The organism is Bradyrhizobium sp. USDA3516 (assembly GCF_057651995.1).
Window position 1 is genome coordinate 113,209 of sequence record NZ_JBYGYN010000008.1, and the last position, 14,744, is coordinate 127,952.

General features: G+C 64.1%; 14 protein-coding genes. 6 read left to right on the top strand and 8 right to left on the bottom strand.

What is annotated here, in order from left to right:
• Positions 1-57 precede the first annotated feature (57 nt).
• From AC24YW_RS24225 to AC24YW_RS24250, 6 genes are all read right to left on the bottom strand, one after another.
• Positions 58-1,176 (bottom strand): cobalamin-independent methionine synthase II family protein, encoded by a 1,119-nt coding sequence (locus AC24YW_RS24225; RefSeq protein WP_487485064.1) that lies wholly within the window; start codon positions 1,174-1,176, stop codon positions 58-60.
• A 19-nt stretch (positions 1,177-1,195) separates the two neighbouring features.
• Positions 1,196-1,912: an ABC transporter ATP-binding protein gene (locus AC24YW_RS24230; RefSeq protein ID WP_487485065.1), complete on the bottom strand. Its 717-nt coding sequence runs from the start codon at positions 1,910-1,912 to the stop codon at positions 1,196-1,198.
• Entirely contained in the window at positions 1,905-2,660 is a 756-nt protein-coding gene (locus tag AC24YW_RS24235) for an ABC transporter ATP-binding protein (RefSeq protein WP_487485066.1), read from the bottom strand. Before AC24YW_RS24235 ends, AC24YW_RS24230 begins: the two co-directional genes overlap by 8 nt.
• Positions 2,657-3,685, bottom strand: a complete 1,029-nt coding sequence (locus AC24YW_RS24240; protein ID WP_487485067.1) for a branched-chain amino acid ABC transporter permease — start codon at positions 3,683-3,685, stop codon at positions 2,657-2,659. Before AC24YW_RS24240 ends, AC24YW_RS24235 begins: the two co-directional genes overlap by 4 nt.
• Before the next feature lie 8 nt (positions 3,686-3,693).
• Positions 3,694-4,563, bottom strand: a complete 870-nt coding sequence (locus AC24YW_RS24245; protein WP_036015727.1) for a branched-chain amino acid ABC transporter permease — start codon at positions 4,561-4,563, stop codon at positions 3,694-3,696.
• A 161-nt stretch (positions 4,564-4,724) separates the two neighbouring features.
• Positions 4,725-5,903, bottom strand: coding sequence for an ABC transporter substrate-binding protein (locus tag AC24YW_RS24250; protein WP_487485068.1), 1,179 nt, complete (start codon positions 5,901-5,903; stop codon positions 4,725-4,727).
• 470 nt (positions 5,904-6,373) lie between these two features.
• Between AC24YW_RS24250 and AC24YW_RS24255 the strand changes: the two genes are divergently transcribed.
• Positions 6,374-6,670 (top strand): hypothetical protein, encoded by a 297-nt coding sequence (locus AC24YW_RS24255; protein ID WP_487485069.1) that lies wholly within the window; start codon positions 6,374-6,376, stop codon positions 6,668-6,670.
• Between the two features lie 58 nt (positions 6,671-6,728).
• On the opposite strand, the gene purU is transcribed toward AC24YW_RS24255, so the two are convergent.
• Positions 6,729-7,592 (bottom strand): formyltetrahydrofolate deformylase, encoded by an 864-nt coding sequence (gene purU, locus AC24YW_RS24260; RefSeq protein ID WP_487485070.1) that lies wholly within the window; start codon positions 7,590-7,592, stop codon positions 6,729-6,731.
• A 141-nt stretch (positions 7,593-7,733) separates the two neighbouring features.
• On the opposite strand from purU, the gene AC24YW_RS24265 reads away from it, so the two are divergent.
• Together AC24YW_RS24265 and AC24YW_RS24270 are read left to right on the top strand one after the other, a co-directional pair.
• Entirely contained in the window at positions 7,734-8,615 is an 882-nt protein-coding gene (locus tag AC24YW_RS24265; protein WP_487485071.1) for a uroporphyrinogen-III synthase, read from the top strand.
• 86 nt (positions 8,616-8,701) lie between these two features.
• Positions 8,702-9,964 (top strand): MFS transporter, encoded by a 1,263-nt coding sequence (locus AC24YW_RS24270; protein WP_487485072.1) that lies wholly within the window; start codon positions 8,702-8,704, stop codon positions 9,962-9,964.
• A gap of 8 nt (positions 9,965-9,972) precedes the next feature.
• Here the strand turns inward: AC24YW_RS24270 and AC24YW_RS24275 are convergent, their stop codons facing one another.
• Positions 9,973-10,647: a Crp/Fnr family transcriptional regulator gene (locus AC24YW_RS24275; RefSeq protein WP_487485073.1), complete on the bottom strand. Its 675-nt coding sequence runs from the start codon at positions 10,645-10,647 to the stop codon at positions 9,973-9,975.
• Positions 10,648-10,981: 334 nt separating this feature from the next.
• On the opposite strand from AC24YW_RS24275, the gene AC24YW_RS24280 reads away from it, so the two are divergent.
• The 3 genes from AC24YW_RS24280 to AC24YW_RS24290 all read left to right on the top strand — a co-directional run bounded on the left by AC24YW_RS24280 (position 10,982) and on the right by AC24YW_RS24290 (position 14,743).
• Entirely contained in the window at positions 10,982-11,803 is an 822-nt protein-coding gene (locus AC24YW_RS24280; protein ID WP_487485074.1) for an ABC transporter ATP-binding protein, read from the top strand.
• Positions 11,800-13,731, top strand: coding sequence for an AMP-binding protein (locus tag AC24YW_RS24285; protein WP_487485075.1), 1,932 nt, complete (start codon positions 11,800-11,802; stop codon positions 13,729-13,731). Before AC24YW_RS24280 ends, AC24YW_RS24285 begins: the two co-directional genes overlap by 4 nt.
• A gap of 118 nt (positions 13,732-13,849) precedes the next feature.
• Complete coding sequence (locus AC24YW_RS24290) at positions 13,850-14,743, top strand: branched-chain amino acid ABC transporter permease (RefSeq protein ID WP_487485076.1); 894 nt, start codon at positions 13,850-13,852, stop codon at positions 14,741-14,743.
• Position 14,744: the final 1 nt, after the last annotated feature.

Genomic DNA, 14,744 nt, shown 5'->3' on the forward strand with positions numbered 1-14,744 from the left:
CCCGGGATCTCGAGATTCCGGGTTCGCGCCAAGCGCGCCCCGGAATGACGCCAAGCCTCAATTACCCCACACTTCCTTCGCGATCTCGACCGCGAGGCTGAGCTTGGCCCACTGCTCCTCCTCGGAGAGGATGTTGCCTTCTTCCGTCGAGGCAAAGCCGCATTGCGGGGACAATGCGAGCTGCTCCAAGGGCGCGAACTTGGCGGCTTCCTCCAGGCGGCGCTTGATGTCATCCTTCTTCTCGAGCTCGCCGAACTTCGAGGTGATGACGCCGACCACGACGACCTTGTTGCCCTTGGGCAGGAAGCGCAGCGGCTCAAAGCCGCCGGCGCGGTCGCTGTCGTACTCCAGGAAGTAGCCGTCGTAATTGGTGCCGGCGAGCATGGTCTCGGCCACCGGCTCGTAGCCCCCCGAGGAGATCCAGGTCGAGCGGAAATTGCCGCGGCAGACGTGGGTCGTCACCACCATGTCGGCCGGCTTCTCCGCCAGCGCGTAGTTGATGACGCGCGCATAGATCTGCTGCAGGCCATCCGGGTTATCGCCGCGCTCGCGCGCCTTCTGCAGTTCGTCCTGCGAGCAGAGATAGGCCCAGACGGTGTCGTCGAACTGGAGATAGCGGCAGCCGGCGTCGTAGAACGCCTTCACGGCCTTGCGGTAGGTCTTGCCGAGATCTTCGTAGAAGGCGTCGAGATCGGGATAGACGTCCTTGGAGATCGACTTGCGACCGCCGCGGAAGTGGAGCACCGCCGGCGAGGGGATCGTCATCTTGGCGGTGACGTGGGCCTGGTCAGCGACCTTCTTCAGGAAGCGGAAGTGGTCCAGCATCGGATGGCTGTCGGGAAAGTCGAGCTTGCCGATGACGCGGACCGCATCGTGACGGGTCTGCACGCCCGTGAACTGGATGCCGGTGTCGGGATGAAACAGCTCGCAGCCGGTGAGCTTGGCCAGGAAGTCGAAATGCCACCAGGAGCGGCGGAATTCGCCGTCGGTGGCGAGCTTCAACCCGATCGAGGCCTGCTTGTGCACGACCTTCTCGATCTCCATGTCCTCGATCTTGCGCAGATCGTCGGCCGAAATCTCGCCCTTCTCCAGCCCGCTACGGGCTTCCTTGATCTTGGCCGGACGCAGGAGGCTGCCAACCTCGTCGGCGCGGAAGGGGGCTTTGGTTCGCTGCATGTATCACTCCCTGGACATCTTAGTGGGCCCTCGCCCCGGCAACGCCGAGATGGCGCTCCAGGACAGTGGGGTCGGTCTTCAGCGCGGCGCTCGGAGCGTCGTGGACGATCGTTCCGCGCTCCAATATCACAACGCGGTCGGCGAGCCCCAGAATCTTTTGGGCATTCTGCTCGACGATGATCGAGCAGATACCTCCGGACCGGGTGATGGTCCCGATCGCCTTCAGGAGTTCCTCGACGATGATGGGCGCAAGGCCCTCGGTCGGCTCGTCCAGCAGCAGCACTTTCGGATTGAGGGTGAGCGCGCGGCCGATCGCCAGCATCTGCTGCTCGCCGCCGGAGAGCTGGTTGCCGAAATTGCTCCGCCGCTCCTTCAGCCGCGGGAACATCTCGTAGACGGTCTCGACCGTCCAGGGACCGGGCTGCGCCACCGCGGTCATGTTCTCTTCGACCGTCAGCGAGCGGAAGATGTTGCGCTCCTGCGGCACCCAGCCGATGCCGGCGCGCGCCCGCTGGTCGGGCCGCATCGCCGTGACATCGGTGCCGGCCAGCGCAATGGAGCCGGCGAAGCGGCGCGTCACACCGACGATGGAGTTGATCAGCGTGGTCTTGCCGGTGCCGTTGCGGCCGAGCAGCGCCAGCACCTGTCCTTCAGCGAGGCGGAGCGTCATCTTCGGCAGCACCACCGCCTCGCCGTAGCCGGCGCGAAGTGAATCGATCGCGAGCAGGTCAGACATTGACCGCCTCCTCGCCGAGATAGACCGCCTTCACCTGCGGATCGCGCGCGACCTCATCGGGCGGGCCTTCGGTCAGCAGCGCGCCCGAGACCAGCACCGAGATGCGATCGGCAAAGGAGAACACGAGGTCCATGTCGTGTTCGATCAGAAGCACGGTGACGTCGCGCGGCAGGCTGCCCACGACGGCGAGAATGTCGTGGCGCTCGCTCTCGGGTACGCCGGCGGCGGGCTCGTCGAGCAGCAGGACGCGCGGCTTGGCCGCAATGGCGACCGCGATCTCGAGCAGGCGCTGCTTGCCGTAGGGCAGCGTCACGGTCTCTTCGTTCATGACCTCGAGCAGGTGGAAGCGGGAGAGCAGATCGGCGATCTCGCCATTGACGTCGCTGCGGGTGCCCATCCGTCGCCACCATTCGCCGCCATGGCCGAGGCGCTCGGAGACCGCAAGGCCGATGGTCTCGAGCGGGGTCAGGTCCGGGTAGAGCTGGTTAATCTGGAAGGTGCGCGACAGTCCGCGCAGCACGCGCTTGTGCACGGGCAGATCGGTGATGTCCTGGCCCTCCAGCATAATGCGCCCGGAGTTCGGCTTCAGCACGCCGGTGAGCTGGTTGATCACCGTGGTCTTGCCGGCACCGTTCGGGCCGATCAGCGCATGGCGGGCGCCCTGCTCGACCTTCAGGGACAGATCGCGGGTGACGCGCAGACCGCCGAACTGCTTTTCGAGATTTTGGGTTTCGAGCGCGATGGTCATGAATCGCTCTCCGGCACGGCGACGATCGCCTTGCGGCCAGCAATCTGCCTGATGATCAGGTTCGGCACATACAGGACCCAGCGATGCAGGCGCTGGCGGCCGACCAGCACGATCACGACCAGCACGAGGCCGATCCAGAACTGCCAGTATTGCGGCGTGATGGTCGAGAACAATTCCTGGAGCAGGCGGAAGATCACCGCGCCGATCAGGCCGCCGTAGAGATAGCCGGTGCCGCCGATCACCAGAACCAGCATCAGGTCGGCGGAGCGCTCCATGGAAAACACGTCGAGCGAGGCGATCGCTGTGGTCTGGGTGAACAGCGCCCCCGCAATGCCGGCATAGAACGCAGACAGCGTATAGATCGCGATCAGGCGACGGTTGACCGGAATGCCAATGGCGGCGGCGCGGAGGGGATTGTTCTTGATGGCGCGCAGCGACAGGCCGAACGGGGAATGCACGACGCGGCGGGCGAACAGGAACAGCAGCAACAACACGGCCAGCGAATAGAAGAAGCCGGCCTTGCCGAACATGTCGAACGGGATCTCGCCGAAGATCGGCTGCATCTCGATGCCCTGAAGACCGTCGGTCCCGCCGGTGATGTTGGAAAAGCGTTCGGCGAGCGCTTCCAACAGCAGCGCTATGCCGAGCGTCACCATCAGGCGCGTCAGGTCGACGCCGCGGATGACGAGGAAGCTGGTGGCAAAGCCGAGCACCATTGCGGCAAGGCCGGCGACAATCAACGCCAGCACGGGCTCCTTGACGATGCCGTGCAGCGCCAGCAGCCCCGCGGCATAGGCGCCGACGCCGAAGAAGGCGGCATGGCCCAGCGAAACGATGCCGGCATAGCCCAGGATGAGATCGAGCGACATCGCGAACAGCGCGAGGCGCAGGATGTCGGTCATGATCAGATAGCGCGAGGGAAATGCGAAACCGCAGGCCAGCACGATCAGCCAGAAGGCGATTTCGCCTGAGTGCCAGCGTGCCTGGCGCTGGGCGTGATGACCGACGTCGGAAGCAGCGCTCATCGGCGAACTCAACGCGCGGCCGTGCGGCCGAACAGGCCGTTCGGGCGCCAGATCAGGATCACGATCATGATGGTGTAGATCACGAAGGGGCCCATCTTCGGCACGTAATACTTGCCGGCGACGTCGCCGATGCCGAGCAGCAGCGAGGCGAGGAACGGTCCTGTTATCGATGACGAGCCGCCGACGGTGACCACGATCAGGAAGTAGATCATGAACTTCAGCGGGAAATATGGATCGAGGCCGAGGATCTCGGCGCTGAGGGCGCCGCCGAGACCGGCGAGCCCGCAACCGAAGGCAAAGGTGAAGGCGAACACCTGCGGCACGTTGATGCCGAGACCGCTCGCGGCGCGGGGGTCATCGACCGCCGCGCGCAGGCGGCTGCCGAAACGCGTCTTCGCCAGCACCATTTGAAGCGCGATGGTCAGCAGGCCGCAGATCACGATGATCATCAGCCGGTAGCGGCCGATGCCGACTCCGAACAGGTCGAACTGGCCCTGGAGTGCGGCGGGAAGATTGATGAAGACCCGCGAGGATCCCTGGATGTAGTCGACGGCCGCGACCGACATGAAGGTCAGGCCGATCGTGAACAGCACCTGGTCGAGATGGCTGCGGGCGTAGAGATGACGGTACAGCGTCCGTTCGAGCGCGATGCCGATTGCAGCCGAGGAGACGAAAGCAAGCGGCAGGGCGGCGAAGAACGGCCAACCCATCCGGTTGACCAGCACCATGCAGATATAGCCCCCGGCCATCGCGAAGGCGCCGTGGGCGAGATTGACGAAGTTCATCAGGCCGAGCGTGACCGCGAGCCCGCAGGCGAGCACGAACAGCAGCATGCCGTAGGCGACGCCATCGAACAGGTTGGTGAGGATTGCGGTCATTGGGGGTCGAAGATCATCTCACGTGTAGCCCAGGGCCGTGCTGCGCTCCCCCTCCCGCTTGCGGGAGAGGGTTGGGAGAGGGTGTCTCCGCAATGGGACAGTCCTTCACACGACGCTTCGCGTCGACCTCTCCCGCAAGCCGGAGAGGTGAAGCGAGCGCGTCACTTCTTGGTCTTGCCGAGATCCTTGACGGCCTCGAAGGTCGCGAACTCGACGTTGTAGAGTTCGCCATCCACCTTCTCGACCTTGCGGATGTAGATGTTCTGCACGATGTCGCGGGTCTCGGGGTCGATCGAGATCGGACCGCGCGGGCTTTCCCACTTCTGGCCCTTCATGGCCTCGATCAGCTTGTCGCCGTTGGTGTCGCCACCTGTCTTCTTCAACGCCTCGTAGATCAGGTGGATGCCGTCATAGCCGCCCACGGCCATGAAGCCCGGACGGTTGCCGAAGGCTTTCTTGTAGGCCGCGACGAAATCCTTGTTCATCTGCGAGGGGTGCGCCGCGGAATAGAGATGCGCGGTGACCGTGCCGAGCACGGCGTCGCCCATGTTGTTGAGCAAATCGTCGTCCGTGACGTCGCCCGGCCCGATCACCTTGATGCCGGCCTTGTCGAGGCCACGCTCGGCATATTGCTTCATGAAGTTGCCGCCCTGGCCCGCCGGCACGAACACGAAGATCGCGTCCGGCTTTGCGTCCTTCATGCGCTGCAGGAACGGAGCGAAGTCGGGGTTCTGCAGCGGCACCTTGACTTCTTCGACCACCTCACCGCCGCCGGCCGTGAAATGCTGCTTGAAGAAGTTGAGGGCGTCATTGCCCGGCGCGTAGTCCGAAGTCAGCGTCGCGACCTTCTTGATGCCGTTCTTGACCGCCCAGTCGCCGATGATGGTGGAGGACTGCGCCAGCGTGAAGCTGGTGCGCACGATATAAGGCGAGCGCTCGGTGATGATGGAGGTGCCGGCCGCCATCACGACTTCGGGAATCTTGGCCTGGGTGGCCAGCGGCGCGGCGGCGAGAGCAGCCGGCGTCACGCCGAAGCCGGCGATGAAGTTGACCTTGTCGTTGACGATCAGCTCCTGCGCGGCAGTCTTGGTCTTGTCCGGAATTGCGGCGTCGTCCTTGACGATGATCTCGATCTTCTTGCCGGCGACGGTGTCGCCCTTCTGCTGCATGTAGAGCTTGATCGCGTTCTCGATCTGCTTGCCGGTCGAGGCTTGGCCGCCGGTCATCGGCAGGATCAGCCCGATCTTGACCGTGTCTTCCGCCTTGGCGGGCGCGACGGCCGCAAGGCCCGCGATCGCAACGACCGCTGCGGTGCGTGAAAAAATCCTGCGTTCGAACATCAGATGTCCCTCCCCTTCATTCCTGACCTCTTTGTGAGCCGGACCGAGTGCCCGGTCCTTGCCGCGCTTCACTCATGGACAAGCCATGCCGTGCGGCCACATGGCGTCCTCTGCAACCCCGTTGTCAATCGAACCTTGGGCGACCATTCGGCGCAAGCCGCGTGATCTGCCTTACGACGGCAGGACGAGATTTGTACGAATGTACAAATAAAATGGTCCTGTCAACGAAAAAGCCCCGGTTTGCGGCGCGGCCCCCGCCGATGACCGTTAGGACAGCTGCGGAGTGTATACCGTATCAACTGCCGTTCCCCCATCAAGTGCAAAATATGCTTACTTTAATACCTTTCTTGTATACAGCTTAGCTCACCCTCGAATAGGCCAATTTTACATATTGAGAGCTATGGTTTGCCGCCGAGATCTATCCGGCGCTCCTCCCATCCGCGCCGATCGGGGTGCGACCAGAGATATTCATGCGTTCCCGCTCGCTTTCGATCGCCGCCGCACTCGCCCTGTTCGCTTCTAATCTTGCAGGCTGCGGGACGGTCAACGAAAAGCTCTCTGCCGGCATGGGCGACTACGTCCCGCAATGGGCTGGCGGCCTGCCTGCTGATGCGCCACCGCGACCCGGCACGCCGCAATACGACGCCTACATGAAGGAACGCGAGCGCAAGCGGCTGATGCCGGCGGCCGATCGCGAGAAGGAAGAACAGGCCCAAAAGGGCGCGACGGGGACGACGGGCACGACGTCGGGCAGCCCGGTGCGCTAAGAAGGACTGTCGTCATTCCGGGTTCGATGCTGGCGCAGCGCCCCGGAATGACGGTGCGCTAATCCACGAACACCACGGTCTTGCGACCGTTGAGGATGACGCGGTCGTCGAGATGGTAGCGGATGGCCCGCGCCAGCACGCGGCGCTCGATATCACGGCCCTTGCGGACCAGATCCTCCGGCGTGTCGCGATGGCTGATGCGCTCGACGTCCTGGTCGATGATCGGGCCCTCGTCGAGGTCGCGCGTGACGTAATGCGCGGTGGCGCCGATCAGCTTGACGCCGCGCTCATGGGCCTGGTGATAGGGCTTGGCACCCTTGAAGCCCGGCAGGAACGAGTGGTGGATGTTGATGCAGCGCCCCGACAGCTTTGCCGAGAGATCGTCGGACAGGATCTGCATGTAGCGGGCGAGCACGACGAGATCGGTCTTCGTCTTGCCGACGAGGTCCATGATCTCTGCCTCCTGCTCGCGCTTGGTCTCCTTGGTGACAGGCAAATGGTGGAAGGGGATGCCGCCGAAATCGAGCCCGGCATAGACCTCGCGGGGATGGTTGGAGACGATCGCGGTCGGAATCATCGGCAATTCGCCGGTGCGCCAGCGATAGAGGATGTCGACCAGGCAGTGATCGGATTTCGACACCAGCAACATCACCTTGCGATGCGCAGCGCGGTCGCGCATCTGCCATTCCATGCCGAAACGCTCGGCAATCGCGGCGAAGCCGGTCTGCAGTGCCGCCAGTTCCACGGCAAGATCGGCCGCTGTGAACACCACCCGCATGAAGAACTTCTTGGTCTCGACGTCGTCGAACTGCTGGGCGTCGAGGATGTTCTGTCCATTATGAGCGAGAAACGTCGACACCGCCGAGACGATGCCTGGGCGATCCGGACAGGACAGGGTCAGGACATATTGATGGTCGGGCAAGGCTCGGCTCTTGATGAAGGTTTGTGCAGCGGAACGATCCAGCGGATTGCGCCCTGCTCTAGCACCGACCCGCCCTTGCGCCAATCCCAGCCGCGGAGTCAGGATGAACGGACAATTGCGAATTCTCAACGGAGCATACCCATGGCCGACCGCTTGAACGGCTACCGGATCCTGATCCTGGAAACGCGCGAGGAGGCGCAGTTCTCCAAGCTTCTGGCCGAGCAAGGCGCCGAGGTCGTGCAATGCCCGATGTTCACCATCCATGATGCGCCGGACCCGGCTCCAATCGAGGCCTGGATCCGCCGTGCCATCGACAAGCCCTTCGACGATCTCGTGCTGATGACCGGCGAAGGCCTGCGCCGCATCATGAAGCTCGCCCGTGCCCGCGGGCTCGACGCCGCCCTTGTCGCGGCGCTCGCCCAGGCGCGCAAGTTCACCCGCGGCCCGAAGCCGGGCAAGGCGCTGCGCGAGATCGGCCTCGAGACGCAGCAGACCACGGAGAAGCCGACCACCGAAGGCGTGATCGAGATGATGGCCAGGCTCGACCTGAACGGGCGGCGCCTCGGTCTCCAGCTCTATCCCGACAAGGATCACAGCGCGCTGACCGGCGCGCTGGCCGCGCAAGGCGCAGCCGTCGATACGGTGCTGCCCTACGTCTACGATTCCAAGGCTGCCGATGCCAACATCGTCGCCGCCATCGACGACATGGCAGAGGGCCGCATCGACTCGATCGCCCTGACCAATCTCGGCCAGGTCCGCAGGCTCATCGAGGTTGCCAAGGCGCATGGCAGCGAGGCCAAGCTGCGCGCAGGCCTCGAACGCACACTGATCGCATCGGTCGGCCCGGCCGTTTCCGGCGAGCTCGCCGCGCATGGCTTGCGCACCGACGTCTCGCCCGCCGACGACGCCTATTTCATGCGTCCTCTGATCTCGGCCATGGCAAGCGCGTTGGCCGATAGGAAGCCGGCACGCGCAGCGAGACAAGAGCCGAGCGCGGGGGCGGCCTGCGGCGGCTGCGATTGACACAGTCACCGCCAGCGTTAGGTTGCGCGACGGCAAGAAGCAACAACAAGGGTTAAGGGAATCGCCGTGACACGCGTCATCGCGTCGTGAACGCCACTGCACGACCTTCGGCGCTCGCGCCATTCCGCATCCGCAACTACCGCTTCCAGTGGCCGTCCGACCTGCTCACCTCCTGGGCCTTCGAGGTCGAGACGCTGGTGCTCGGCTGGTACATCATCGTCGAGACCGGCTCGGTGCTGCTGCTCACCGTCCTCGCCTCACTCCAGTTCGTCGGAACATTGGTCGCGCCCGTGTTCGGCATGATCGGCGACCGCATCGGTCATCGCGATCTCCTGGTCGCGATGCGTCTTGCCTATACGGCGCTGTCGTCGACCATCATGGTCCTGGCGCTGAGCGGTCATCTGTCGCCGCTGAGCGTCATGATCATCGTCACGATCATGGGCCTGATTCGTCCCTCCGATCTCGGCGTTCGCGGCGCGCTGCTCGCTGATATCATGCCGGCCGAGCAGCTGGTGGGCGCCATCAGCGTTGCGCGGACGACCCAGGACAGCGCGCGCATTGCCGGAGCGTTGACGGGGGCCGGGCTGTTCGCCGTGCTCGGTATCGGCCTCATCTATGTGGCGATCGCCTGCCTTTACTTCACAGCAGCGCTTCTCATGCTCTGCCTGACCCGGCCGAAAAGGACCGTCGCCACGAGCGATCTCCCCGCCAACAGCCACACCGTTTCGCGGCTGTTTGGCGACCTCAAAGAGGGAATCGTCTACGCCTGGAACGGCCCGGCCATGCGCGCGGCACTGTGTGTCGCTTTCCTGGCCAATCTCACCGCATTTCCCTTCACGGGCGGATTGTTGCCCTACATCGCGCGGGAGATCTTTCACACCGACCAGACCGGCCTCGGATATCTGTCGGCGAGCTTCGCCGTCGGGTCGCTGATCGGCTCCATCACGCTCAGCCTGGTCAGTGGCGTGCGCATCGCGCGGCTTCTGATCGGCGCGACGCTGGCCTGGTACGCCATGCTGCTGGTGTTCGTCGAGGTCAGGACGATGCCGGTGGCGATGGCCTGCCTCGTGCTCGCCGGTATCGCCCAGAGCATGTCCATGATCTCGGCTGCCGTCATCCTGATGCGCACCGCGAGCGCACATCTGCGCGGCCGTGTCATGGGCGTGCGCATGATGGTGATCTACGGCTTGCCGATCGGACTGCTCGCGGCCGGCAGTCTGATCGACCGCATCGGCTATTCCGCGACGGGATCGCTCTATGCCGTGGCAGGATTCGTCGCGATGCTCGCCATTGCGATCCGCTGGCGCGCCGACCTCTGGCCGGTGCACGCGCCGGCCAATGCGCGCTGACGAGACTTCTAATCCCCGTACCCGCGCAGCCGCTCGATATCGAGGATCGTAACCCCGCCATATTCCAGTCGCAGCAGCCCCTCCTTCTCCAGCCGGTTCAGCGCGCGGTTGGCGTTCTGGCGGGACATGCCGGAGAGCGCACCGATCTCCTCCTGGGTGATCTCCAGATGCGCGGTCGATTCCGGATAGAGGATCGGGTTGAACAGCGAGGCGATGCTGCGGGCGAGGCGTGCGGTGGCATCCAGCGTGCGGTTGACCTCGAGCATGCCGATGAACTGGCCGAGCCGCTCGTTGAGCTGGCGCACCAGGAAGCGGTTGAAACCGACGCTGTTCTCGAACAGCCACATGAAGGCGCTGCGTTCCATCAGCGCGATGCGGCTGTCGCGCAGCGCGACCACATCATAGCGGCGCGGCTCGTTCTTGAGCACACTGCCCTCGCCGAACCAAGCCCCTGCCGTCAGCCCGGCAAGGCTGGTCTCCTTGCCGTCGCGCGAAACCCCGCCCATGCGGGCAAGGCCGCCCACCATGCCGGCCCAATAGGCAAAAATATCACCGCGCATGAACACGCTCTCGCCGGTGCCGTAGGACCGCTCCGTGATTCCGGCGCGCGCGACCTCGATCTCGGCTGGTGTGAGCTCACGCGACCAGGCGGCAATGCGCTTCAGATGATCCTCTGAAATCATGATCTCGAAGCCAGCCGCACCGTTCCGTCACCCCATGTCCCTGTTGCACTGCAACAGAATCGCTCCGGCCACCCATCCGACGAAAGATGAAGACCCGCTCGGTCCAACAAACTTTGTCGCAGAATTGTCAGGCCGGAGACATTTCAAAATAGCGCTTTCCCCTATTGAGGACCACCTCAGGCGATGCGGCTTTTGATCCCTCACGGGAACGAAGGTTGCGCCGGTCCGGTCGAGACCAATAGCTGCATGGTCTGGCCGGCACGACCGTACTAGGATCGCCCGACAGGAACGGAAGAGCGCCAATCAAGCGCCATCACCGGGAGGGATTCGTTTGGTGGCTACCAGTCTCGAAGTGCGCGGCGTGTCCTTACGATTCGGCGGCGTCCGCGCGCTGACCGACGTCAGCTTCGCCATCAGGCAAGGCGAGCTGTTCTCGATCATCGGCCCCAACGGCGCCGGCAAGACCTCGATCGTGAACTGTATTTCCGGCCGCTACAAGCCGACAGAAGGCCAGCTGTTCTATCAGGATCGCGACATCACCGGCTTGACGCCGAATGCCCGCGCCTCGCTCGGTATTGGCCGCACCTTCCAGAATCTCGCGCTATTCCACCACATGAGCGTGCTCGACAACATCATGGTCGGCCGCCATCACCTGTTGAGGAACAATTTCCTCACGGGCTCGCTGTACTGGCTCACCGGGGCGCGCAAGGAGGAGCTCGAGCACCGCCGCAAGGTGGAAGAGATCATCGACTTCCTCGATCTGCAGTCGGTGCGCAAGGCCACCGCCGGCACCCTCCCCTACGGCCTGCGCAAGCGCGTGGAGCTCGCCCGCGCCATGGCCCTGGAGCCGCGCCTGATCCTCCTCGACGAGCCTATGGCTGGCATGAATTTCGAGGAGAAGGAGGACATGGCCCGCTACATCGTCGATCTCAACGAGGAGTTCGGGATGACGGTGGTGATGATCGAGCACGACATGGGCGTGGTGATGGACATCTCCCACCGCGTCATGGTGCTGGATTTCGGCAAGAAGATCGCCGAGGGCGATCCGGCGACCGTGCTCGCCGATCCCCACGTCAGGCGCGCCTATCTCGGCGAAGAGGACGAGGTGCTGGTCGATCCCGATGATGCCTCTCCGGAGCAGGAGAGCGCGGCATGATGGATTATGCGGGCCGCGTCGCGCAGGCCGATACCTATCCGAAGATGCTCCGGCTCAATGCCAGGGAGCACGGCAACGAGATCGCAATGCGTGAGAAGGATCTCGGGCTCTGGCGCATCTTCACCTGGAACGACTATCAGGCCCGCGTGCGTGATTTCGCGCTCGGCCTCATCGAGCTCGGCCTGAGCCGCGGTGATGTGGTCGGCATCATCGGCGACAACCGGCCGGACTGGGTCGCGGCAGAAGTCGCGACGCATGCCATTGGCGGCCTCAGCCTCGGGCTCTATCGCGACGTGCTGGACGAGGAAGCCTCCTATCTCCTCAACTATGGCGAGGCGCAGCTCGTGTTCGCCGAGGACGAGGAGCAAGTCGACAAGCTGCTTATCCTCGCCGAGCGCGTGCCGAAGCTGAAGCACATCATCTATTCCGATCCGCGCGGGATGCGGAAATACGACGACCCGCGCCTGATGCCGGCGGAGAAGCTTGCCGAGCTCGGCCGTGCCCGCGCCGCGCGCGAGCCGGAGCTCTACGACAGGTTGGTCGATGCTACCAGGGGCGAGGACGTCGCGATTCTCTGCACGACGTCGGGCACCACCTCGCATCCGAAGCTCGCGATGCTCGCCGCCGGCCGCGTGCTCGGCCATTGCGCGACCTATCTCGCCTTCGACCCCAAGGGTCCCGATGACGAATACGTCTCGGTGCTGCCGCTGCCCTGGATCATGGAACAGGTCTACGTGCTCGGCAAAGGTCTGCTCTGCCGGATGAAGATCAACTTCGTCGAAGAGCCCGACACGATGATGAACGATCTGCGCGAGATCGCACCGACCTTCGTGCTGTTCGCGCCACGCGTCTGGGAATCCATCGCCGCCGACGTCCGCGCCAAGGTGATGGACGCAACGCCCTTCAAGCAGCGCCTGTTCGACATCGGCATGAAGTCGGGCCTTGCCGCGCTGGAACAGGGCAGGCGCTCGGGCTTTGCCGACGCGATCCTGTTCCGCGCGCTGCGCGACCGCCTCGGCTTCACCCGGTTGCGCTCGGCCGCGACCGGCGGCGCGGCGCTCGGGCCCGACACCTTCAAGTTCTTCCAGGCCATGGGCGTGCCGCTGCGCACGCTCTACGGCCAGACCGAGCTGCTCGGGGCCTACACGCTGCATCCCGAGGGCAGGGTCGACCCTGATACCACCGGCGTGCCGATGGCGGACAGCGTCGAGATCCGCATCGACAATGCCGACGTCCACGGTGTCGGCGAGATCGTCGTGCGACATCCCAACATGTTCCTCGGCTATTACAAGAACCCCGAGGCCAGCGTCGCCGACATCAAGGATGGCTGGCTGTGCTCGGGCGATGCCGGCTATTTCAACGCTGACAACCAGCTCGTCGTGATCGACCGCATCAAGGATCTCGCCGAGACCTCCCGCGGCGAACGCTTCTCGCCGCAATTCATCGAGAACAAGCTCAAATTCTCGCCCTATATCGCCGAGGCCGTGGTGCTTGGGGCCGGCCGCGACGCGCTCGCGGCAATGATCTGCATCCGCTACTCCATCATCTCGAAATGGGCGGAAAAGAACCGCCTCTCCTTCACGACCTACAGCGACCTCGCCTCACGGCCGGAGGTCTACGCGCTGCTGCGGAAGGAGGTCGAGACCGTCAACGCCACCCTGCCGCCGGCACAGCGCATCTCGCGCTTCCTGCTGCTCTACAAGGAGCTCGACGCCGATGACGGCGAGCTCACCCGGACGCGAAAGGTGCGCCGCGGCGTCATCAACGAGAAATACGCCGGCATCATCGATGCCATTTACCACGGCGATTCCGAGATCCCCGTCGACACCGTGATCCGCTTCCAGGACGGCACCACGCAGCGGGTGCGAACGACCCTGCGCGTGGTGGACCTTGGCGGGCGCGGGCACATGGCGGAGGCTGCGGAGTGACACGGATAGTCGTCATGCGCGGGCTTGACCCGCGCATCCATCCTCTTCCGAACAGTCTTCCTTCCGCATCGATGGATTGCCGGGTCGAGCCCGGCAATGACGAGCTGAGTCACCCAATATGAACACCGCTTTCCTCATCCAGCTCCTGGTCAACGGCCTCGTGGTCGGCACGCTCTATGGCGTGGTCGCGATGTCGTTCGTGCTCATCTACAAGGCGACGCAGGTCGTCAACTTCGCGCAAGGTGAATTGCTGCTGGTCGGCGCCTGGGTGTGCTGGGCCTTGCTGGCGAAATACCAGGTGCCGTTCTGGATCGGCATGCCGGTCACGCTGGTGTTCATGTTCATGTTCGGCATCGCGGTGCAGGTGCTGATCCTGCGGCCGATGATTGGCGAGCCGATCATTTCGGTGATCATGGTGACGATCGGCCTCTCCACCGTGCTGCAGGCGACGCTGAAATGGATGTTCGGCGTCAACCCTCAGCCGTTCCCGCGCGTGTTCGAGAGCCAGTCGGTCAGCCTGCTCGGCCTGCAGATCCAGACCGTCTACGTCATGAGCCTCGTCGTCTCGGTTGCCATGATGATCGGCATGGCCTGGTTCTTCCGCGCCTCGAAATACGGCCTTGCGATGCGCGCCACCGCGTTCAACCAGCAGGTGGCGCAGTCGCTCGGCATTTCCGTCAAGAGCGTGTTCGCGATGGCCTGGGCGATCTCGGCGACCGTCTCGGCGGTCGCGGGCGTCGTCGTCGCCGTGGTCAACGGCGTGTCCTCGGGCCTTGCTGCCTACGGCATCAAGGTGTTTCCGGCGGCGATCCTCGGCGGGCTCGATTCCGTCGGCGGCGCCGTGCTGGGCGGCATCATCATCGGGCTGCTCGAGAACGTCGCCCAATATGTCGACAGCGAATATCTGCACTGGGGCAATCTCTACGAGATCGCGCCGTTCTACGTCCTCATCATCGTGCTGATGATCAAGCCCTACGGCCTGTTCGGCACCCACGACATCGAGCGGATCTGAC

Coding starts and splice junctions, on each gene's coding strand:
- AC24YW_RS24235 (WP_487485066.1), bottom strand. CDS start 2,660: ATGACCATCGCGCTCGAAACCCAAAATCTCGAAAAGCAGTTCGGCGGT.
- AC24YW_RS24285 (WP_487485075.1), top strand. CDS start 11,800: ATGATGGATTATGCGGGCCGCGTCGCGCAGGCCGATACCTATCCGAAG.
- AC24YW_RS24225 (WP_487485064.1), bottom strand. CDS start 1,176: ATGCAGCGAACCAAAGCCCCCTTCCGCGCCGACGAGGTTGGCAGCCTC.
- AC24YW_RS24250 (WP_487485068.1), bottom strand. CDS start 5,903: ATGTTCGAACGCAGGATTTTTTCACGCACCGCAGCGGTCGTTGCGATC.
- AC24YW_RS24275 (WP_487485073.1), bottom strand. CDS start 10,647: ATGATTTCAGAGGATCATCTGAAGCGCATTGCCGCCTGGTCGCGTGAG.
- AC24YW_RS24245 (WP_036015727.1), bottom strand. CDS start 4,563: ATGACCGCAATCCTCACCAACCTGTTCGATGGCGTCGCCTACGGCATG.
- AC24YW_RS24230 (WP_487485065.1), bottom strand. CDS start 1,912: ATGTCTGACCTGCTCGCGATCGATTCACTTCGCGCCGGCTACGGCGAG.
- AC24YW_RS24255 (WP_487485069.1), top strand. CDS start 6,374: ATGCGTTCCCGCTCGCTTTCGATCGCCGCCGCACTCGCCCTGTTCGCT.
- AC24YW_RS24265 (WP_487485071.1), top strand. CDS start 7,734: ATGGCCGACCGCTTGAACGGCTACCGGATCCTGATCCTGGAAACGCGC.
- AC24YW_RS24290 (WP_487485076.1), top strand. CDS start 13,850: ATGAACACCGCTTTCCTCATCCAGCTCCTGGTCAACGGCCTCGTGGTC.
- AC24YW_RS24240 (WP_487485067.1), bottom strand. CDS start 3,685: ATGAGCGCTGCTTCCGACGTCGGTCATCACGCCCAGCGCCAGGCACGC.